At 70.5% G+C, this 20,177-nt stretch carries 17 protein-coding genes and 1 tRNA gene; 8 read left to right on the top strand and 10 right to left on the bottom strand.

Annotation, left to right across the window (positions count from 1 at the left end; translation table 11 throughout):
- Positions 1-37 precede the first annotated feature (37 nt).
- The 4 genes from tmk to IEY81_RS05815 are packed head-to-tail and all read left to right on the top strand — an operon-like array spanning position 38 to position 4,136.
- Positions 38-688: a dTMP kinase gene (gene tmk, locus IEY81_RS05830; RefSeq protein ID WP_189117512.1), complete on the top strand. Its 651-nt coding sequence runs from the start codon at positions 38-40 to the stop codon at positions 686-688.
- The gene (locus tag IEY81_RS05825) at positions 685-1,893 is read left to right on the top strand and encodes a DNA polymerase III subunit delta' (RefSeq protein ID WP_189117511.1); all 1,209 of its coding nucleotides are present in this window, start codon (positions 685-687) and stop codon (positions 1,891-1,893) included. Before tmk ends, IEY81_RS05825 begins: the two co-directional genes overlap by 4 nt.
- Positions 1,890-3,410: an alpha/beta hydrolase gene (locus IEY81_RS05820; protein WP_229787402.1), complete on the top strand. Its 1,521-nt coding sequence runs from the start codon at positions 1,890-1,892 to the stop codon at positions 3,408-3,410. The genes IEY81_RS05825 and IEY81_RS05820 overlap by 4 nt, the downstream gene beginning before the upstream one ends.
- A 33-nt stretch (positions 3,411-3,443) precedes the next feature.
- The gene (locus IEY81_RS05815) at positions 3,444-4,136 is read left to right on the top strand and encodes an excalibur calcium-binding domain-containing protein (protein WP_189117510.1); all 693 of its coding nucleotides are present in this window, start codon (positions 3,444-3,446) and stop codon (positions 4,134-4,136) included.
- 134 nt (positions 4,137-4,270) lie between these two features.
- On the opposite strand, the gene IEY81_RS05810 is transcribed toward IEY81_RS05815, so the two are convergent.
- Positions 4,271-5,197, bottom strand: coding sequence for a LysR family transcriptional regulator (locus IEY81_RS05810; protein ID WP_189117509.1), 927 nt, complete (start codon positions 5,195-5,197; stop codon positions 4,271-4,273).
- A gap of 128 nt (positions 5,198-5,325) precedes the next feature.
- Between IEY81_RS05810 and IEY81_RS05805 the strand changes: the two genes are divergently transcribed.
- Together IEY81_RS05805 and IEY81_RS05800 are read left to right on the top strand one after the other, a co-directional pair.
- Positions 5,326-5,484: a hypothetical protein gene (locus IEY81_RS05805; protein ID WP_189117508.1), complete on the top strand. Its 159-nt coding sequence runs from the start codon at positions 5,326-5,328 to the stop codon at positions 5,482-5,484.
- 13 nt (positions 5,485-5,497) lie between these two features.
- Positions 5,498-5,570 (top strand) — tRNA-Thr (locus tag IEY81_RS05800).
- A gap of 60 nt (positions 5,571-5,630) precedes the next feature.
- On the opposite strand, the gene IEY81_RS05795 is transcribed toward IEY81_RS05800, so the two are convergent.
- Positions 5,631-6,932: an MFS transporter gene (locus IEY81_RS05795; RefSeq protein ID WP_189117507.1), complete on the bottom strand. Its 1,302-nt coding sequence runs from the start codon at positions 6,930-6,932 to the stop codon at positions 5,631-5,633.
- Positions 6,933-7,010: 78 nt separating this feature from the next.
- Between IEY81_RS05795 and IEY81_RS05790 the strand changes: the two genes are divergently transcribed.
- On the top strand, positions 7,011-7,610 hold the full coding sequence (locus IEY81_RS05790) for a TetR/AcrR family transcriptional regulator (RefSeq protein WP_189117506.1): 600 nt from the start codon (positions 7,011-7,013) through the stop codon (positions 7,608-7,610).
- A 2-nt stretch (positions 7,611-7,612) separates the two neighbouring features.
- Here IEY81_RS05790 and IEY81_RS05785 read toward each other — a convergent pair whose 3' ends face one another.
- The 8 genes from IEY81_RS05785 to IEY81_RS05750 form a co-directional block, all read right to left on the bottom strand.
- Positions 7,613-8,821: an amino acid deaminase/aldolase gene (locus tag IEY81_RS05785; protein ID WP_189117505.1), complete on the bottom strand. Its 1,209-nt coding sequence runs from the start codon at positions 8,819-8,821 to the stop codon at positions 7,613-7,615.
- Positions 8,818-10,134, bottom strand: coding sequence for a D-arabinono-1,4-lactone oxidase (locus IEY81_RS05780; protein WP_189117504.1), 1,317 nt, complete (start codon positions 10,132-10,134; stop codon positions 8,818-8,820). The genes IEY81_RS05785 and IEY81_RS05780 overlap by 4 nt, the downstream gene beginning before the upstream one ends.
- Positions 10,131-11,081 (bottom strand): sphingomyelin phosphodiesterase, encoded by a 951-nt coding sequence (gene sph, locus IEY81_RS05775; RefSeq protein WP_189117503.1) that lies wholly within the window; start codon positions 11,079-11,081, stop codon positions 10,131-10,133. Before sph ends, IEY81_RS05780 begins: the two co-directional genes overlap by 4 nt.
- On the bottom strand, positions 11,078-13,483 hold the full coding sequence (locus IEY81_RS05770; RefSeq protein WP_189117502.1) for a DUF6351 family protein: 2,406 nt from the start codon (positions 13,481-13,483) through the stop codon (positions 11,078-11,080). Before IEY81_RS05770 ends, sph begins: the two co-directional genes overlap by 4 nt.
- Complete coding sequence (locus tag IEY81_RS05765; protein WP_229787400.1) at positions 13,483-15,540, bottom strand: neutral/alkaline ceramidase; 2,058 nt, start codon at positions 15,538-15,540, stop codon at positions 13,483-13,485. Before IEY81_RS05765 ends, IEY81_RS05770 begins: the two co-directional genes overlap by 1 nt.
- A 339-nt stretch (positions 15,541-15,879) precedes the next feature.
- Positions 15,880-16,737 carry an alpha/beta hydrolase gene (locus tag IEY81_RS05760; RefSeq protein ID WP_189117500.1) on the bottom strand — a complete coding sequence of 286 codons (858 nt, stop codon included), beginning with the start codon at positions 16,735-16,737 and terminating at the stop codon, positions 15,880-15,882.
- A 103-nt stretch (positions 16,738-16,840) separates the two neighbouring features.
- Positions 16,841-18,433, bottom strand: coding sequence for an MDR family MFS transporter (locus IEY81_RS05755; RefSeq protein ID WP_189117499.1), 1,593 nt, complete (start codon positions 18,431-18,433; stop codon positions 16,841-16,843).
- Between the two features lie 88 nt (positions 18,434-18,521).
- A complete protein-coding gene (locus IEY81_RS05750; protein ID WP_229787398.1) occupies positions 18,522-19,010 on the bottom strand; it encodes a TetR/AcrR family transcriptional regulator in 489 nt (162 codons plus the stop codon).
- Positions 19,011-19,207: 197 nt separating this feature from the next.
- On the opposite strand from IEY81_RS05750, the gene IEY81_RS05745 reads away from it, so the two are divergent.
- Positions 19,208-20,158, top strand: a complete 951-nt coding sequence (locus IEY81_RS05745) for a serine hydrolase domain-containing protein (protein ID WP_189117498.1) — start codon at positions 19,208-19,210, stop codon at positions 20,156-20,158.
- Positions 20,159-20,177: the final 19 nt, after the last annotated feature.

Genomic DNA, 20,177 nt, shown 5'->3' with positions numbered 1-20,177 from the left:
CGTCCGGACTGTCGGCGCCACCCCGTAGGTTGGGGTCGTGAGGTTTCCCGGTGTCTACGCAGAGCGCGGCGTCTTCGTCTGTTTCGAGGGCGGCGAGGGTTCCGGCAAGTCGACCCAGTCGCGCCTGCTCCACGAAGCCCTGTCCGCCCGCGGCCACCGTGTCCTGCTCACCTTCGAGCCGGGCGACACCGCCGTCGGGAAGGACGTACGCCGCATCGTGCTGTCCCCGGAGACCGGCGACCTCGACGACCGCACCGAGGCGCTCCTGTTCGCCGCCGACAAGGCCGAGCACATCGAGTCGATGGTCCGCCCGGCGCTGGAGCGGGGCGAGGTGGTGATCACCGACCGCTATGTCGACTCGATGCTGGCCTACCAGGGCGCCGGGCGGGTGCTCGACGCCGGTCAGCTCGAGGAGGTGGCCCGGTGGGCGACCGCCGACCTGCGGCCCCACCTGACCGTGCTGCTCGACCTCGACCCGGCCGCCGGATTCACCCGGTTCGAGGAGCGCGACAGGATGGAGCAGGAGTCGCAGCAGTTCCACCAGCGGGTGCGGGCGGCCTTCGTCGCGCTCGCCGACCGCGACCCCGACCACTACCTGATCCTGGACGCCCGCGCCCCGGTCGAGGAGATCCACGCGGCCGTCCTGGCCCGCCTCGAGCCCCTGCTGACCCAGGCGGTGACCGCATGAGCGTCGACTCGGTGTCCGGCGTGTCCGGCGTGTCCGTCTGGGACAACCTCGTCGGCCAGCGCCACCTCATCCCGATCCTGCAGACCGCCGCGACCGTCTCGGCCGACGACCCCGAGCGCCGCTTCGGGAAGGGGATGACGCAGTCCTGGCTCTTCACCGGCCCACCCGGATCGGGTCGCTCCAACGCCGCGATGGCCTTCGCCGCCGCCCTGCAGTGCCCTCACGGGGGCTGCGGGCAGTGCCACGAGTGCCACACGGTGCTCGCGGGCAGCCACGCCGACGTCAACCTGGTCCGCACCGAGAAGCTCACCCTCGGCGTCGACGAGATCCGTGACCTGGTGCGCCAGTCGGCGCTGTCCCCGGCCGGGAGCCGCTGGCAGATCCTGATCGTCGAGGACGCCGACCGGCTCACCGAGCAGGCCAACAACGCGCTGCTCAAGGCGGTCGAGGAGCCCGGCGCGCGCACCGTCTGGATGCTCTGCGCGCCCACGGTCGAGGACGTCCTGCCGACCATCCGCTCCCGCTGCCGGCTGGTCACGCTGACCACGCCGACGGCCCCCGACGTGACCGCCTTCCTGCAACGTACGCTCGGCGTCGACGAGGCCCGCGCGGCCTACGCTGCTCGCGCCAGCCAGGGCCACATCGGCCGGGCCAAGGCGCTCGCCCGCGACGACGACACCCGGCGCCGGCGCGAGCAGGTCGTCTCCTACCCGGGCCGGCTGACCACCCTCGCCGACGCGCTCCGCGCCGCCGGTGAGCTGGCCGCGGTCTCGAAGGAGGAGGCCGACGCCGTCACCGCCGACCTCGACGCGCGGGAGAAGGCCGACCTCGACGCGGGCTACGGCGTGGTCGACCGTGGCCGCCGGCCGCGGGAGTACGGCCCGGCGCTGTCTGCCCTCGAGAAGGACCAGAAGCGTCGCGCCACCCGGCGCCACCGCGACGTGATCGACCGGGGGCTGATGGATCTGGTCTCGGTCTACCGCGACGCGATCACCCTCGCCGCGGGCGCCCCGGTGACGCTCGTCAACGAGGAGCACCGCCGCGAGATCGAGCAGCTCGTCGCGGCGTCGACCCCCGAGCTCAACCTGCAGCGCATCGGAGCGATCTTCGAGGCGCGCGAGCAGCTGTTGGAGTTCAACGTGCAGCCCCAGCTTGTGCTGGAGGCGATGATGGTGGCGCTGCTGCCGCCCGGAGGAGATCAGTGAAACCCAAAGCAGTGACCGGTGCCCTGGCCATGACGGCCCTGCTGGCGTTCACCGCCGGCTGTGGTTCCGACAGCGGCGCCCCCGACGCCGACCGGGTGAGCCCGAGCGCGGAGGCGACCGCGGCGCCGACCGAGGGGCTGCAGAGCTTCTACAGCCAGAAGCTCGACTGGAAGAAGTGCAACGGCGCCTTCGAGTGCGCGACCCTCGAGGTCCCGCTCGACTACTCCGACCCCACCGGCCGCACCATCGAGGTCGCGGTCATCAAGGACCCGGCCAACAAGAAGAAGATCGGGTCCCTGGCGATCAACCCGGGTGGCCCGGGCGGCTCCGGCATCGAGTACGCCCTCTACAACAACCAGTCGTTCAGCCCGGCGGTCCGCAACTCCTACGACATCGTCGGCTTCGACCCGCGTGGGGTCGGGCAGAGCACCCCGGTCGACTGTCTCGACGACGACGCCCTCGACGCCTACGTCGCGGTCGACCCCGACCCCGACACCCCTGCCGAGACTCAGGCCTACACCGACACCGGCGTCGCGATGGCGAACGGCTGCGCCGCCCAGAAGGACGGCATCTCCGCCCACGTCAGCACCGTCGAGGCGGCGCGGGACATGGACGTACTCCGGGCTGCGCTCGGTGAGGACCAGCTCGACTACTTCGGCGCCTCCTACGGCACCCAGCTCGGCTCGACCTACGCCGAGCTCTACCCCGACCGGGTCGGCCGGTTCGTGCTCGACGGCGCGATCGCGCCGGGGCTGAGCGTGCTCGACTCCAACCTGGCCCAGGCCAAGGGCTTCGAGGTCGCGCTCCGCTCCTACGTGAAGAACTGTGTCGACCAGGGCAGCTGCTTCCTCGGCGACACCGTCGACGACGGTGTCGAGCGGGTGCAGAAGCTCATGGACGACATCGACGCCGAGCCGCTGCCCGCCGGTGACCGCGAGCTGACCTCGGGCAACGCCCTCTACGGCCTGATCACCCCGCTCTACGTCGAGTCCTACTGGCCCTACCTCACCGACGCCCTCCAGGCGGCGATGAAGGGCGACGGCTCGCAGCTGATGAGCCTCTCCGACAACTACGCAGGCCGAGACCCCGACGGCGGCTACATCAACAACACGATGGAGGCCAACTGGGCGGTCAACTGCCTCGACGACCCCTCCGGCCTCAGCCCGGAAGAGGTACGCAAGCAGCTGCCCGCCTTCGAGAAGGCCGCTCCCACCTTCGGCGCCGCCCTCGCCTGGATGCTCAACGGCTGCGCCGCCGAGAAGTTCAAGGCCACCGAGCCCGAGCCCGAGATCGATGCCGAGGGCTCCAACCCGATCGTCGTCATCGGCACCACCCGCGACCCGGCCACCCCCTACGAGTGGGCCGAGGCCCTCGCCGAGGCGCTCGACTCCGGCGTACTCGTCTCCCGCGACGGCGACGGCCACACCGGCTACATGCAGGGCAACGGCTGCGTCGACGACGCGGTCGACGACTACCTCGTCGACGGCAAGGTCCCCGACGACGGTCTGGAGTGCTGAGGCCGCTTTCCGGCCGCAAATACCCCATCTGGGGTGAGTCCTCGTCGTGACGCCCCGGCTGGATCCTCCGACCACGAGGATCCAGCCGGAATCCGTCACTTCGAGAAGAAGGGTCACGCCCACGTGATCATGAACCAGCGAATCCGTTCGACGACGAAAGCCTTCGCTGCCACCGCCGTCGCCGCTCTGGCGATCGCGGTCGCTCCTGTCCTCAGCCAGCCCGCTCTCGCCGCCACGCCTCCGGGCGCTGCGGCCAAGGTCGTGACCAAGGTCGTGAAGGTCTCGGCCAAGAAGTACGGCAAGAAGTCCTACCGCCCCGTCGGCAAGCTGACCGTGGGTCGCAAGGCGGTCAAGGGCAAGCGCATCCACCTGCAGAAGAAGGCCAACAGCCGCTGGAGCAGCGTGGGCTCGTGCGTGACCAACAAGTACGGCAAGTGCGCCGTCGTCGTGACGCCCAAGGCCAGCCGCAACTTCCGCTGGAAGTTCGCCGGCGACGCCAAGCGCAAGCTCGACATCTCCGCGGCGTTCTACCTGAAGAAGCGCGGCACGACGTCTGGCGGCTCCGGTCTCGACTACACCTACGCCAACGGCGACAAGGTCTACAACGCCACTGCGGCCAACGACCGCGACTGCGGTGAGATCCCGAACAGCAAGAAGCCGGTCCGCGTCCACGGTTCCGACCCGTGGCGGCTCGACCGGGACAACGACGGCTACGGCTGCGAGTGACCCCCGGCTCGCTGGTCGAGCCGGATTCGTGAGGAACGAGCGAATCCGTGTCGAGACCAACACCTCCGCCTCGACGCTCAAGGGGACTGTGTTGGTCTCGACCCGCTCGCTGATGCTCGCGGCTCGACCAGCAGCTACCGCGGATGAACCGGGTCCGCGATCGCCTGGATCCGCTTGGTGGCGAGCTCGATCATGAGCGTGGCGGCGGGGGAGAGGGTGGCGTCGGTGCGGTGGACGATGGCGAAGGTGTCGTACGTCCTGGGTCGCAGCGACACCCAGCCGGCCTTCGGCGCGAGCCGGGGGAGGAGCTGCTCGGCGGCGCCCTTGGGGACGACCCCGTCGGCGTAGCCCATGCCGACCAGCTCGACGGCCGTCTCGATGTCCTCGACCTCGATCCGGCTCGGCGGGTTGCGGCCGGTCTCGTGGAGCAGGTTGCGCAGCGTGACCCGGGTGGGGTCCTCGCGGCTCCAGGTCGTGTCAGCCATGACCAGGGTGGCCAGGGAGAGCCGGTGCGGGGTGACCGGCGTGGCCAGGTGGGCAGGGTCGGCAGAGACGTAGACGAGCTCGTCGCGCGCGACCGGGGTGACCTTCAGTCCTTCACCGGTGACGCTGCCGACCGACAGCATCGCCGCTTCGAGCCGCCCGCGGCGCAGGTCGTCCTGCACCTCGGCTGAGTTCTGGCCGACGAGCTCGACGCGTACGCCCGGATAGCGGTCGAGCACGTCGGCCACCAGCCCGGCGCCGCCGTAGAGCCGCGCGATCCCGAACATCCCGAATCGGATCGTCCCGGTCTCGAACTGTTTCACGGCCTGCACCGCCTTGCGCGCGTCCTCGGCGGCCGCGACCGTACGCTCCGCGTGCGGCCTCAGCTCGTCGGCCTCGCCGGTCGGCACCACGCCGCGCCCGACCCGCCGGAAGAGCTGGACACCGAGCGTACGCTCGAGACCTCTGACCTGCTCCGAGATCGACGGCTGCGCATAGCCGAGCTCCTCGGCCGCCGCGGTCAGCGAGCCGTGCTCGTAGACCGCGAGGAACACCCGGAGCTGGTGCAGCGACAACATAGAAACATCCTATGTCTTTTCTAGGAAAGATCGCCTACCTCTATGACTTGCCTGCCGCCATCATTGACTTACCACCACTGCGTCCGCAGTCGGTGGTAGATCCATGTTCAAAGGGGAGCAGAGCAATAATGAAGCACGGCGTCCGCCGCCTGGGCCGCCTCATCGGCAAGGGCAAGCCCACCCGCATGACCATCGACGAGCACGTCGAGGCGCACCGTTTTAGTGTCGAGCGAGCAGTCTCGGTACACTCATCCGGTCCGCTCAACCAGAACCGCTTCATGCGGTAACGGATGACGGTACGCCGCCTTAGCTCAGTCGGCAGAGCGATTCACTCGTAATGAATAGGTCGTCGGTTCGATTCCGACAGGCGGCTCAGCAAGCCCCAGCCATCGGCTGGGGCTTTTCTGTTGCCTGCAGCCGAGCCGACCTGCCCTCAGGCCCCGCCAGCGGCCCCGTTCTCCGCGGTCGGCTCCGCATGCGGACCAGCCCACCAGAAGACGGTGGTCACCAGGCCGATCAGGAGGAGCGCGGCGGTCAGCCAGAACGGGTAGGTGCGGTCGATGCCGGAGAGCCAGCCGGAGATCCAGCCGAACGGTGCGGCGGCCAGCATGATCGCGGTGCGCTGCAGCGCCATCACCCGCGACCGCTCGGCCTCGTCGACGTGGAAGGCGACGAGCGACTCCGAGAGCATGAAGAGCATCCCGACGCCGAAGGCGTCCAGGAGGAGACACACCCCGAGCAGTGCGTACGTCCTGAGGTCGGCGCCGCCCGCGGACGTCGGGATGGCGACGAGCAGCAGCTGTCCGGCGAGGTAGACGCCGAAGCCCCACAGGGTCGCGTACTTGAGGTCGTGCCCCGAGGTCAGCCTGCGGATCAGGGTGAAGAGGAAGAGCACCGAGAGCAGCGAGCGCACCATCGGGAAGAAGGGCAGCACCGGGTCGGGCACGAGCAGGTGCCGGCTGACCAGGACCTGCCAGAAGGTGCCGTTGACGAGGGTGACCGCGGCGACGAGCGTGGCGATGGCCAGGGCCAGCAGCGAGCCGTGCGAACGGGCGAGCAGGCGGACCGCGTCGCCGTAGCCGGCGAAGAGCCGCCAGAGGCTCACGCTCCGGGTCTCTGCCATGCGCATCCGGCCCCGTCGTGTCTCGGTGGAGTAGGCGTACAGCAGGACGGCCTTGGCCAACATCACGACCGCGGCGTTGACGAAGAGCACGCGCACCGCCGGCTCCAGGCCGAACCGGGCGACCATGAAGGCGGCGATCGGGGCGAAGAGCGCCGAGAAGTCGGAGGCGACGCGCACCAGCGAGTAGATGCCGGTGATCTGGTCGCGCTCGGCGTCCTCGACCAGCAGGCAGTCCCAGGCGTTCTGGGTGACTTGGAGCGCGCCGTTGAGCAGCGACGCGGCCAGGAAGGCCCAGAAGTCCTGCGCGACCGCCCAGATCAGGCACGGGATCACGTAGGCGATCACGTCGAAGAGCGCTGTCGTCAGCCGGCGACCCATCCGGTCGGTGATGATGCCGCCGGCGAGCCCGAAGGCCACCTGGGAGACCATCCCGACGGTCGCGAGCAGGCCGATCTGCGCGTCCTCCAGGCCGAGCACGAGCATGAAGACCGAGAGGTAGGGCAGCACCAGGGCCATCGAGAGGCCCCACATGGGTTCGGTCCACACGCACGCCCGCGGGTTGCCGCGGAGGTGGAGCAGGGTGTGCCAGAGGGAGGTGGGGGAGGATGCCACCGGCCTAGTGAATCCGGTGGAGCCCGCTCATCGCCACCCCGGGAGCCCGCCCATGACTTGGACGCTAGTCTTGGTCGCATGGCGAGGGTGGCGGCGGACGAGCGGCGGCGGCTGCTGGTGCAGGCCGCGATCCGGGTGATGGCGCGCGAGGGTGTCGCCCAGGCGACCACGCGAGCGATCGTGGCCGAGGCGGACATGTCGCTCGGCACGTTCCACTACTGCTTCCGCTCCAAGGAGGAGCTGCTGGAGCAGGTGATCACCACGATCACCAGCCATACGCTGGCCCCGGCCCTCGAGATCATCTCGGGCGAAGGCACGTTCGAGGAGAAGCTGCGCGGCGGGCTGGCCTACTACTGGCAGCACGTCCTCGACAACCCCGACGAGCACCGGGTGACCTACGAGCTGACGCAGTACGCGACGCGCAACCCCGCACTGGCCGAGTTCGCACGCACGCAGTACCGCACCTACCTCGAGGCGCAGACCGAGATCATCGAGCGGCTGGCGACCACCGCCGGGATCACCTGGAAGGTCGACGACGCCGTGCTCGCGCGCTACCTGACCGCGATCCTCGACGGCCTCACCCTCCTCTACCTCAACGAGGGCGACGCGGAGACCGCCGGCGCCGCCGTCGACCTCGCTGCCACCCAGCTGCTGGGGCTGGTCGAGCAGCAGGGCTGAGATCAGAGGAACGTCTTCCCCTCGCCGCGATAGGTGGGCACGACGCCGACGATCCGGTCGCCGTCGACGAGGACCATCTCGTCGACGTGCTCGGACAGCTCGCCCGCCTTGGTGTGGCGGAACCAGACGTGGTCGCCCAGACCGAGGTCGGCCACCCGCTCGCCGACCAGGGGCGTCTGCACCTCGCCGGCGCCCTCCTGGTCGACCAGCGACAGACCCGGCGGCCAGACCGGCGTGGGCAGCCGGTCCTTGCCGGCGGCGCCGGAGGCGACCCAGCCGCCGCCGAGCACCGTGGCGTGGCGCGGTGAGGGGCGGCGTACGACCGACAGGACGAAGTACGCCGCGGGCTGCGGGTGGAAGCGGGTGTAGAAGTCGAACAGCCGCGGTGCGAACAGGCCGGACCCGGCCGCCACCTCCGTGACGGCGGGCTCGGCGGCGGTGAGCTCGAGACTGCCGGTGCCCCCACCGTTGACGAACTCGAGCGGTGCCACGCTGCGTACGGCGGCGACGGCCTCGGCGCGGCGCTCGGCGAGCTCGGCAGCCGACCGGCGCTGCATCGCCCGGACGGCGTAGCGGGCCAGTCCGGGCTGGTTGTCGCCGACGCCCGCGATCTGGCCCTCGTAGCCCATCAGGCCGACCAGCTCGAAGCGCGGGTGCGCGACGACCTCGCGGGCGAGCGCGGCGGCCTCCTCCGGGGTACGCACGGGCGAGCGGCGGGCGCCGACGTGGAGCCGCCCGCCGGCCAGGCGGAGCGAGACGTCGAGCTCCAGGCAGATTCGGATCGGCGGTCCGTCCGGCCCGACGATCCGGGCCGTCAGGTCGAGATGCTCGGGGCTGTCGACCATCAGCGTGATCCGGGAGGCGAGCAGCTCGTCCTCGGCCAGCCGCTCCAGGGCCTCGCGGTGGGTGGTGGGGTAGCCGACCACGACGTCGTCGTGCTCCTCGGCGAGCCAGAGCGCCTCGGGCAGGGTGAAGGCGAGGATGCCGGACATCCCGGGAAGCTCCAGCGCGTCCCGGATCATCGAGCGGACCCGGATCGACTTGCTGGCGACCCGGATCGGCTTCCCGGCGGCCCGCTGCACCAGCTGATGGGCGTTGGTACGTACCGCCGCGAGGTCGAGCACCGCGAACGGCGGGTCCAGGTGTGCTGTCGCGGCGAGGAGCTCGGGCCACGGCGTATGTGCCGGGCCGTCGAGCGGGGCGAGCGTCATGAAGAGGCCTCCGGAGCCGGGCCGAGCAGCCGGTCGAGATAGGGGTTGGCGAAGATGCCGGTGGGGTCGAGCCGGTCGCGGAGCGCGACGAAGTCGTCGAAACGGGGATAGACCTCACGCAGAGCGCTCGCGTCGAGCCGGTGCATCTTGCCCCAGTGGGGCCGGCCGCCGGCGGCGCCGAGGACGTCCTCGCAGACGCTGAACCAGCGCTCGTGCGGCATCCGGTGGTACTGGTGGAAGGCCACGACGGCCGAGTCGCGCTCGTAGGCCGGCGAGAGCCAGATGTCGTCGTGGCGTACGAACCGGACCTCGAAGGGGAACGAGACCGGCTCGTCGTGGGTGTCGACCCACCGCTTGAGCTCGCGCAGCGCCGGCACGAGGGCGTCACGCGGGACGAAGTACTCCCCCTCACGGAAACGTACGTTGCGCTCGGAGGCGAACACGTTCGGCGCCAGGTCGGTGAAGTCGCGAGCGGAGATCGCCTTGGTCACGAACCGGGTGATCCCGGGGACCAGCCGCGGGAACCGGGTGCCGACGCGCAGCATCGCCTCGAACCCGACATTCGTGACGATCCGGTCGTCGAGCGTCTGCACCAGCCGGCTCATCGGGCGCAGCTCGGTGTCGCCCGGCAGCCGGTTGAAGCGCCGGGCGAGCGCGGTGGTCGTGTGCGGGAACCAGAAGAACTCGAAGTGGTCGTTGGCGGCCACCAGGTCGTCGACGCCGTCGAGCACCTCGTCCAGCGGGGCAGCGGCGTCGACGGCGTGCAGCGCGTAGAGCGGCACGCACTGCAGCGTGACCTTGGTGATCACGCCGAGCGCGCCGAAGGAGACCCGGGCGGCCTCGAAGAGCTCCGGCCGCTCGGTCGCCGAGCACTGCACGACCGAGCCGTCGGCGAGCACGAGCTCGAGGCCGCGTACCTGTGTGGAGATGTTGCCGAAGGCCGCGCCGCTGCCGTGGGTGCCGGTCGAGATCGCGCCGGCGAGGGTCTGCCGGTCGATGTCGCCGAGGATCTCCATCGCCAGCTCGTGGCCGGCCAGGATCGGGTTGAGCCGGTGCAGCGGGATGCCGGCGTCGACCGTCACCAGGCCGGACTCGCGATCGACCGAGTGGACGCCGTCGAGCCGGTCCGGCACGAGCTGTACGCCGGGCGCGACCGCCGCGCCGGTGAACGAGTGTCCGGAGCCGATCATCCGCACCTTCAGCCGGTCGCGGGAGGCCTCCTTGACGGCGGCCACCACCGCCTCGGTCGACGCGGGCGCGACCACGCGTGCCGGATCGGCACGCGCGGTGCCTGCCCAGTTCTGCCAGCTCACGACGTCTTTCCCTGGACCGGGTAGTGGTCGGAGTAGTCGGTGTAGGTCGTCCCGAGGTACGACCACGGCGGCGAGGCCGGGGTCAGCGTGGTGTTGGTCCAGCCCCGGGGCTGCGCGTGGCCACGGCGGAACAGCACGTAGTCGAGCTGCTCGCGCCCGCCGGAGCTCGCCAGCGGGTTGGTCTCCGGGTCCCAGCTGTAGGGGTGGCCGGCGAAGGTCGGTGCGGTGACGTCGAGCGCGGAGAGCATCGCGGCGTACTCCGGCGACTCCCGGACGACGTTGAGGTCGCCGGCGATCACGATCGGCTCGTCGGCCGGGATCGCGAGCCCGTCGAGGAAGCCGTCGAGCTCGGCGAACTGCTTCGCCCGGGTCGCCGACGCGTCCGCGCACAGCGCCGCCTCGGCCTGCACGTGCGTGCCGACGACGTGGACCGGACGTCCCTCGACCTCGAGGCGGGCGTAGACGAAGCCCTTGTTGGAGAACCAGTCGGCGTCGCAGCCGTCGGCGTAGACGTACTGCGTCCGGTGGGTGATCGGCCACCGGCTCAGGATCGTCACGCCGCCGTCCTCGGGAGTGAGCGCGGAGTAGGAGCCGAGCGTCTCGTCCCAGCCCGACCGGGACCGGCCGAGGACCGGCGTCTGGTGCGGATACTGGGCCGAGAGCCGCGACTTGATCGTCTCCGACGGACCGTTGGCGAACGCCTCCTGGAGCACCACGATGTCGTGACCGCGTACGTGGTCGGCCTCGGCGAACAGGTCGGCGCGGGTGGCGTTCGCCTTGCCGCCCAGGATGCCGGGGAGCATCGCGATGTTGTGGGTCAGGATGTCCAGGGCCGGCGCCGGGCGGGACGAGGACGGGGCGGCGGCCGCCGGGCCCGGGGCGCCGAGCCCGACGAGCCCGGTCAGCCCGATCGCGGCGACCGCCAGACCGGCGGCGAGGCGCCTCATGAGCGCTTCCCCGGTCGCGGCGCGAGCGGCTCCGAGATCGGCGGGTCGGCCATCGGCGTACCGCCGTAGACCACGGAGCCGTCCTCGCTCTGGTAGGTCAGCCATGGCACCGTCTTCGAGAAGCCGATGCCCGGCTTGCTGTAGTCGCAGACGCCGTCGGGGAAGACGGCCTGCAGCCGCGCCCACTGCTTGTCGTCGAGACCGAACGCGCCGTAGTCGTCGGTGCGCTGGAGCGGCTTCAGATGGCACTTGGCGTTGTCGGAGTAGTTGTTGTCGCCGGCCATGATCCGCGGCGTGGCCAGGTCGGTCTTGACCAGGTCGCTGACCGGACCGAGACCGCAGACCACGTCGGAGACCGGGTCGACGACGAGGTTGAGCGCCGGGTCGAGGACCGGGTTCAGCGCCTTGTTCAGACCGTCGAGGGCGCCACCGGTCAGGTCGTCCAGCAGCGGGTCCGCGACCGGCAGGAACAGCCCGTCCTTGCTGGAGATGCCCTGGGTCTGGGTGCACCGGTCGTGGATGTCACCGGGACGGTCCTGGACCACCTTGTCGGCCAGCGGTACGTCGCGCTCGTCCTTCTCGACCTCGGCGAGCCAGCGGTCCATGGCGAGCAGCGCCTCCTTGGAGTAGCTCGGGTCGCCGATGAGCGGGGTCACGCCGTACCAGATCACCTGGTTGTCCGCGTGGCCCTGCTCCCGGGTCAGCCGGTCGCGCATCGCCCAGGCCCAGCGGGCGTCGTGGGCGATCCCCGGGTCGGGTCCGCGGTGGTCGATGATCGCGACGTCGCCCATGTTGCTGGCGGTGTTGACCATGCCGCTGCGGTAGGCGTTGGCGAGGGCGGTCTCGTCGGCGGTCGAGCGCTCGGGACGCGGCTGCACGTCGATGCTGAGGCCGCCGATCTTCTCGTTGACGTCCACGAACTGTGCCGGGGTGATCACCCCGGCGCGGAGCGCCTCGAGGCCGTACTGCACCCCGGTGTTGTCCAGTGGCGAGCCTGCGAAGCCGCGCCCGATCTGCTTCTCCTGAGGCGTCCAGTCGCTCTCCGGCCGCGGGCCGAAGATGTTGATCGAGCCGTCGATGATCGAGCAGCGTACGCCGCCAGGGTTCGTCTCCGGGTCGTACCGCTCCTCGTCCGTCACGCCCGAGCACGGGTGGGTCGGCATGACCGCCTGCTTGAAGAGCCCCTCGTCGGCGGTGACCGCGTTGAGCGGCAGCAGGTGGCCCTCGACCGCGGCCCACTGCAGCGGGTTCCAGAACTTGCCGTCGGTGAGCCGCTCGGAGCTCTCGAAGTACTTCCGGAGCAGGTGGTAGTCGGAGAACTGCAGGCCCGGCGAGAGCGTGTCGGGGTAGGAGCAGGTCACGACCAGGCCCTGGTAGATCCCCGGGTAGGCGTTGGCGATGGTCTGCTGCGCGATCGAGCCGCCGGAGCAGCCGCTGCCGATCGTGTAGCGCAGGTCGCCGTACGTCTCGACGAGGTGCTCCTTGGCCATGATCAGCGACTCGGCCGCACTGGCGACGTTGCAGTTGTGGCCGGTGTTGGACAGCGCGGTCGAGAGCATCGCGAAGCCGCGGCCGAGCGCCACCGTCGGGCTGTCACCGAGCGCGTCGGCGACGACCGGGATGCCGAGGTCGAAGGTGCCGGCGTAGTCCTTGGTCGGCGCGCTGCCGACCTCGTGGTCGACGCCGCAGCTGCCGCCGTGGGGGATGAACAGCTTGTTGTTCCACTGCTCCTGAGGGGTCCAGCGCTGCCACTCCTGGTCGGGCTGCCAGAGAACGGCGATCCGGTACTGGTCGCGGTTCTGGTAGCCGGTCTCGACCCGGACGATGAACGGCACCCGCACACCCTCGTCGGTCGTCGTCTTCGCGACGTCGCGCGGCGGCTTCGCCGGGTCGTACGTCTGCAGGCCGTCGAGCAGCGGGTTGGTCGACTTGTAGAGCCAGCTGATCGTCGGCTCCTGGTTGCACTGCTCGTCGGTCGCGGTGGGCTGGCAGCGCCACGGCTGCAGCTGCGGGCCGGAGAAGATCGGGCCGCCGCGCGGGTGGTTGGTGATCGTGAGGCGGGCGCCGCGACCGTCGGTGAGGCGCGCGGTCAGGTCGTTGGTGCCGACCCGGAGGTCGCTGACGATCCCCTCGATCTGGCCGTTGGGGCGCTCGGCGAAGGCGTCGGTGACGTCACGCTTCTTGCCGTCGCCCTTCAGCGAGATCGTCAGGTCGTCGACGGCGGCACCGGTCGGCAGGGTGACGCGCACCAGCGCGTCGTCGTCGGAGATCAGGTCGGCCCGGTTGGAGACTGTTTCGATCTTCAGGGTCTCGGTGGCCGGGGCCGGCGCGGCCGAGGCGCCGGCGGGGACCAGGACCGCGGCGGCGCAGACCGCCGCGATCCCCGCTGCTGTCAGGCGCATCAGTCGACCACCGCGAACGCCGGGCTGGTGCCGCTGATCGACTTCGTCGCGCCGAGCAGGCTGCGCGCGTCACCGAAGTAGCGGACCCGGTAGCTGCCGGGCTCGGTGTCCTCCGGCACGTCCCAGGTGATCCTCACCTTCGACGCGGCCACGCCGTAGCGCGACCAGTGGAGCTTGGTCGACCAGTCGCTGTCGTCGGCGACCCGCTCCCACTTCGTCGCGCCGGAGGCGGTCGTGACCTTCCGCTCCACGGAGAGGTAGCTGCCGCCGTGGTGCAGGTTGTTGTTGGGGTGCGCGCCCGCGAAGGTCACGCTCACCTGCTGACCGGGGCGGTACGTCGCGCTCGGCGCGGTCAGCACGTCGCCGTACGACTTGCCGATCGGCGGGGCGTCGGCGACCACGGAGCCCTGGAGGGCGGGGAACTGGGTGGCGCTGCGGTCGCCCTCCTTCTGCCCGAGCGGCACCTCGACGCCGGTTCGCATCGCCGCGCCCAGGTCGGACGCGGTCTGCATGAACGCGGGGAGCTCGTAGCGGCCGAAGAGCGTCGACGCGCCCTCGTACTCCTTGGCGTCGTACTCCTCCGGTGTGGTCAGGTAGTGGGCGTAGGCGTTGGCGTAGCCCTGGACGAGCACGTGGTCGGTGTCGGTGCCGACCGCCTCGGCCACGGCCTGGCGGATCCGGAGACCGGAGACGACGGTGACCTCGGCCGGGATCCCGACCACGTAGAAGTCGCCGATCCGGACCAGCTGCAGCGGCAGCTTCTGCTGCACCATGTCGAGCGCGCCGACCGGGAGCAGGATCTCCTTCGAGCCCTGGCAGGCGCGTAGCGCGGGGCTGGCGGTGTAGAGCGCCTCGGAGATCAGGCCGACCGCCGGGTTGCCGCCGTCCTTGCCCTCCTTGAAGATCGGCAGCCCGCCGCCGCCGTCCTCGGTGCTGCCCGCCGCGAACGAGGCTCCGAGCGCTGCCTGGCAGGTCTTGTGGGGTTTGCCGTCGGGCGTGAACTCGGAGCGTACGTCGGTGTTCGCCATGTTCACGTAGACGATCCGGGAGTCGACGCCGCCGGTCAGCGGGCGGTCGTCGTCGAGGCCGCTCCGCGCCGCGTCGTACGTCCTGGTGCCGATGATCCGGGTGTTCTCGAACTCGTCGGTGGTCGGGCCGTCGGAGGGCCGCAGGTTGAGGTTGGGTGACATGTCGCCGGAGTTCGTCTGCGCGAAGGAGGCGACGAAGTCGGGGTCCTCGCTGTCGGCGACGTGGTCGACGCCGTGCTCGAGCCGCTCCCAGGCGTACTCGGCGTAGCCCTTGTTGTCGGGGCTCACCAGGGTGTTGTTGGTCGACATGCTCGTCGCGTGGACCGGGAACCAGTTGATGACCCCGTCGAGCTCGCCGTCGCGGCGCACCTGGAGGGTGGTGCTGCGGGTGTCGACACCGTTCGGGAAGTGGGCCTTGTCGGCCTCCGGGTTGCGGTCGAACGCGGTCTTCGAGCGGTTGACGTTGGCGTTGGTCAGCTCGCTGGTCGACAGGCTCAGCTGAGCCGGGGCGAGGTCGGAGTCGGCCCGCTCGATCGAGGAGACGATGCCGTCGACCAGGGCGCGGAACGTCTTGCCGTGGTAGCCCAGCGTGGTGACGTTGTAGAGCGTGTGGTGCGAGAAGCCGCCCGGCGCCGCGTGCGTGTGCGTCGCGGTCAGCATCACGTTGCGCTCGGTGTAGGTGTCGCCGTAGCGCTGCTCCAGCTTGGCGAGCACCGCGTCGCGCACGCTCTGGAAGATCATCCCGGCGTCGGCGAGGACGTGGACCACGCGCTCACCGGAGTCCGGGTCGGCGATCACGAACGCGCGGGCATGCTGCCGCATGTGCAGGCCGCTGCTGACCTGGCCGAGGTCGGCGTAACCCATCATCCCGGCCTCGGCGACCTCGCCGGTGACGTCGGCTACGCCGCGGCCGACGAGGTAGTCGGCGGAGCTCGAGTCGGCGGCTCGTGCGGCCGAGGCGTCGAGGGCGGCGGTGTGGGCATCGGTGGGGACGGCCGTGGCCGCCGTGGCAGAGGGGGGAGACGTCACGGCTCCGAGAGTGGCGACCGCCATCAGCGCAGCTGCCGACGCGGTCTTCCATGTGGCGCAGGTCATAGCAGGAGAATGCCTGCCGGGGTTCCTCTGGTCAAGAGTCCTGGTCAGATGACCTAGTACGTGGACAGGTGGCGGCCTGCAACGTCCGATTGCCGCCAGAACTCTCTCGCCGAGTCGGCGCATCTGCCCCACAAATAACCGCCGAGTCGGCGCAACTGCCTCGGCCCAGAGTGTCGAGTCGGCGCGTTTGTCCCAGTCCCCGTCGGGTACGTGAGGCAGTTGCGCCGACTCGGCGTCTGGAAGTGGGGCAGATGCGCCGACTCGGGCGATGGGTCAGGCGGCTGCGAGTTCAGCGAGGAGGTCGGCCGCTGGGGCGGGGTGGACGAGCCAGCGGAGGTGGCTGGAGGTGAGGGTGTGGACGACGTACGGGTTGTCCGGGGTGAGGGCGTCGCCCTCGCGGATGAGCCGGTCCTGCATGGCGGGCGGCATGCTGACGTCCTCGCTGAGGCGGATGTACGCGCGCGGGATCGTGCCCCAGGTCTCCGCCTGCGCGCGGTCCTCGGGCCCGCCTGCGTCCAGGTTCTCGTCGGGCTGGAAGGTGTTGAGGAAGGCGCGGAACTCGTCGTCGGTGCCGTCGGCCATGAAGGCGTGCTTGAGGCCGGCGAGGGTCTCCGGGGAGGCGGTGCGGAAGTTGCAGCGCAGCAGGCCGACGTCGGCCGGGTTGGCGGCCGCCGCTCCGATGAGCACGGAGGCGTCGAAGGAGGCCATCTCCGGCTCGGCGTTGTACGCAGCGGCATCCAGCTCCACCGGCGCCCAGGCCGAGACGTAGACCATCTGGTCGATCAGGTCCGGGCGCGCGTTGGCGGCTGCGGTGAGGGTGACCCCGCCGCGGCTGTGGGCGACCACGACCACGGGTCCGTGCTCCTTGGCCCGCTCGAGCACCGAGACCAGATGAGCCACGTTGTCGGCCAGGGTCACGCCCTTGAGCGCGCCCGGCGCGGTCGCCAGCGCGGCGGGGTCCTGCGGCGCCTGGTAGGCCTCCGGGAAGGTGGCCCCGAAGCCGTGACCGGGGAGGTCGACGGCCAGCGAGCGGTGACCCCGCAGGGCGAGCTCGGCCTGCAGCGGTGCGAACGAGAACGAGTTGGCGAAGGCGCCGTGGACGAGGACGAAGGTCGGCGTCGGGGAAGACATGCGCGGGAGCCTAGGGGCACGCGCACCGGTGTGCCACGTACTTTCACGACAACGGCCCTGACCAGCAGGAATCTGCTGGTCAGGGCCGTCGAGCGGCACAGCGTCAGGCGGCCACGGCCTCGCCGCGCGCCACCATGCCGGCCTCGTTGGAGAGCTTGACCTCCTTGAGGAACAGCGCCAGCGCGAAGCCGATCAGGATCAGCGGCACCAGGTACCAGAAGGCCGGCGCGAGCGCCTCGGTGAAGGCGTCGACGACCCAGGTGTGGACGGGCTCGGGCAGCTGGTCGACGGCCTCCGGGGTGAGGCTGCCCCCGGAGAAGCCGGGACCGTCGGTCGGCATCAGGCCGGAGGAGACCATCTTCCCGGCCAGCGCCTCGAAGTTGTCGCTCAGGCGGGTGGTGAACACGGTGGTGAACAGCGCCGTGCCGACGGTCGCACCGATCTCCCGGAAGAAGTTGTTCGCCGAGGTCGCGGTGCCGAGCTCGTGCGGGTCGACGGCGTTCTGGACCGCCAGGACGATGGTCTGCATGACCAGGCCCATCCCGGCGCCGAGCACGAAGATCATCGCCCCGAAGACGATCATCGACATGTCACCGGTGATGGTGGTCATCCAGGAGATCCCGGCGGCGGTGATCAACAGGCCGACGATCGGGAAGACCTTGTAGCGGCCGGTCTTCGAGATCGCGATACCGGATCCGATCGCGGTCAGCATCATGCCGGCCATCATCGGCAGCATCATCAGGCCGGAGCCGGTGATCGAGGCGCCGGTCGACATCTGCAGGAACGTCGGCAGCATCGCCATCGCCGAGAACATCCCCATGCCGAGCACCAGGCCGATGAGCGTGGTCACGGTGAAGGTCTTGTTCTTGAAGAGGCGCAGCGGGATCAGCGGCTCGGGCGCCAGAGTCTCGGTGAGGATGAAGGCGGCCACCGACGCCAGGGTGCCGATCAGCACGCCGAGCAGCTGCGGCGAGGACCAGTCGTAGCCGTCGTTGCCGAGCGACTCCCACGAGGTCAGCAGCACGATGCCGCAGGTCGAGAGCACCATGAACAGGATCCCCAGCCAGTCGACCGGACGGCCGGAGCGGTGGGAGGGCAGCTTGAGCGCGAACCAGGCCACCGCGAGCGCGATGATGCCGATGGGGACGTTGATCCAGAAGGTCCAGCGCCACCCGGGACCGTCGGTCAGCCAGCCACCGAGGAGCGGCCCGATGACGGCGGAGAGGCCGAAGAGCGCGCCGAGCGGTCCCATGTACTTGCCGCGCTCGGAGGCCGGCACGATGTCGGCGATGATCGCCTGCGACAGGATCATCAGCCCGCCGCCGCCGAGCCCCTGGAGGCCGCGGGCGGCGACCAGCTCGGGGAACGTCTGCGCCATGCCGCCGAAGAGCGAGCCGAGCGTGAACAGCGTGACCGCGATCAGGAACGGCCAGCGACGCCCCCACAGGTCACCGAACTTGCCGTAGAGCGGCATCACGATCGCGATCGCCATGATGTAGGAGGTGATCACCCACCCCTGGTGCTCGACGCCGTCGAGCTCGCCCACGATCGTCGGCATCGCCGTGCTCACGATCGTCTGGTCGAGCGAGGACAGGAACATCGAGGCCATCAGGGCACCGAAGATCAGCCAGATCGTACGCGGCGTCAGCACGACCAGCGGCTTGTCGGGCGCGTCGGGCGCGGCCGGATGAGACATGGGTTGGACCTTCCAGGCAGATGGTGAAGAGGTGGTGACACACGGGTCCCGTGTGACGTGCGAATCCCGAGAGGTGCGGCTGGTGTGGCTAGTCGTCGAGGAGCAGGCGGAGCTGTGCCACGGCCTCGGGCAGATGCGCCGCCGCATCGCCCTCGTAGCCGGAGCGTGCCCAGGCGAGCGCGCTGGCCCGCATCAGCAGGCCGGCGACCATCCCGATGGTGTCGTCGTCGACGGGGGAGGGGCGGGCCTTGCGGCGTTCGGCGAGCAGCTGCTCGAGCTCACCGACGACGCGCTGGTGCCACGCGATGTGGCGCTGGACGAGGCGGGGCTCGGTGGCCATCAGCCGCATCGCCCGCTCGCCCTGCTCGATGTTGGGGGCGGCGTTCTCGAGGAAGCCGGCCACCAGCGTCTCCAGGTCGCTCATCAGCCGTCCGGTGGGCCCGCCGGCGACGAACTGCGTGCGGACCTCCTCGTACAGCTCGATCTCCTGGATGCCCAGCACCGCGTCGTCCTTGGAGTCGAAGTAGTTGAAGAACGTACGCGGCGACAACCCTGCCGCCGAGCTGATCTCCTCCACCGTGACGTCATCGAGGCCGCGCTCGGTGACCAGTCGCTGAGCAGCCTCGATCAGCGCCGTCCGACGCTCCCTCTTCTGGCGCTCGCGCGCGTTGGAGGGGGGGTGGAGGTGGGCATGGAACTATTCTTGCAGTGAGTGCAAGTTGCAGTCAATGCAATTAGTCGTGGTCCGCGCCACACCCCTGCCACACTGGCGCCATGCGTCACCAGATCGACCTCAGCCCGCTGGGGAACGCCGTCGACGCCGTCGTCGGGGTGAGCCGCTCGGGTCGTCGCGAGACCGACGGGCAGGGTGCGGCCACCGCCGAGACCCCGTTCCGGATCGCATCGCTGACGAAGCCCCTCACCGCGATCGCGACCGTGGTCGCGGCCGAGAAGGCCGACGTGGACCTGGAGACCCCGGTCGCGGACCTGGGACCGATCGGCTCCGGAGCGGACCTCGGCCTGAGCGTCGCTCACCTGCTCGCCCAGACCTCGGGGCTGGCGCCGGTCGTGACCGCCGACGCCGTCGCCGCGATCGGCGACGGGGAGGGCGCGCTCGGCGAGGCCGCCCGGCTCGTGCTCGGAGCCGGGCAGGTGCGACCTCCGGGGAAGCGTTGGGAGTACTACAACGGCAACTACTTCGTCGCCGGAGCGCTGCTCGCCTCGCTCGCGGGCGGCAGCTACGAGGAAGCACTCGACCACACCCTGCTCCGGCCGTGGGGCCTGACACGCACGACGTTCACGGTGCCGGCGGACCTGGTCCCGGGCACCGAGCAGGGCCAGGTGCTGCCCGGCGCGAGCTACCCGCGAGGTCGGCGGCCCAGCGGCGGGCTGTGCGCAACGGCCGCGGACCTGCTGACGGTCGGCGAGCAGCTGCTCGCGCGCCCCGAGCTGCTCGCGGTGGTGCGTACGGTCCGGACGCGGGCGGACGACCCGATGCGCTACGGCTTCGGCTGGGCGATCGGGCGGTCCGGTCAGCTGTATCTCAACGGCCGCCTGCCCGGCTATCGGGCGGCCTGGATGATCGTGCCCGAGCACGACCTCGTCGCGGTCGGACTGGCCGCCGGCTCCGAGACGCTCCCCGCGCTGGCGCAGATCCTCGACGAGCAGCAGGCCTCGCTCACCGGGGACAGGATCGCGGACGACATCGACGCCTTCGCGGCCTGAGCCTCGAAGCGCGGAGAGC

Origin of the sequence: Nocardioides luteus (assembly GCF_014648595.1) — a bacterium.
Classification (GTDB): domain Bacteria; phylum Actinomycetota; class Actinomycetes; order Propionibacteriales; family Nocardioidaceae; genus Nocardioides; species Nocardioides luteus.
Note: the sequence above shows the minus strand (reverse complement) of the source record. Positions and strands in the feature narration are given on the sequence as shown.

Bases quoted from the DNA above. Each gene is read 5' to 3' on its own strand.
- IEY81_RS05810 (WP_189117509.1), bottom strand. From the start codon at position 5,197: ATGTTGTCGCTGCACCAGCTCCGGGTGTTCCTCGCGGTCTACGAGCAC.
- IEY81_RS05760 (WP_189117500.1), bottom strand. From the start codon at position 16,737: ATGTCTTCCCCGACGCCGACCTTCGTCCTCGTCCACGGCGCCTTCGCC.
- IEY81_RS05755 (WP_189117499.1), bottom strand. From the start codon at position 18,433: ATGTCTCATCCGGCCGCGCCCGACGCGCCCGACAAGCCGCTGGTCGTG.
- IEY81_RS05770 (WP_189117502.1), bottom strand. From the start codon at position 13,483: ATGCGCCTGACAGCAGCGGGGATCGCGGCGGTCTGCGCCGCCGCGGTC.
- sph (WP_189117503.1), bottom strand. From the start codon at position 11,081: ATGAGGCGCCTCGCCGCCGGTCTGGCGGTCGCCGCGATCGGGCTGACC.
- IEY81_RS05785 (WP_189117505.1), bottom strand. From the start codon at position 8,821: ATGACGCTCGCCCCGCTCGACGGCCCGGCACATACGCCGTGGCCCGAG.
- IEY81_RS05805 (WP_189117508.1), top strand. From the start codon at position 5,326: ATGAAGCACGGCGTCCGCCGCCTGGGCCGCCTCATCGGCAAGGGCAAG.
- IEY81_RS05790 (WP_189117506.1), top strand. From the start codon at position 7,011: ATGGCGAGGGTGGCGGCGGACGAGCGGCGGCGGCTGCTGGTGCAGGCC.
- IEY81_RS05745 (WP_189117498.1), top strand. From the start codon at position 19,208: ATGCGTCACCAGATCGACCTCAGCCCGCTGGGGAACGCCGTCGACGCC.
- IEY81_RS05825 (WP_189117511.1), top strand. From the start codon at position 685: ATGAGCGTCGACTCGGTGTCCGGCGTGTCCGGCGTGTCCGTCTGGGAC.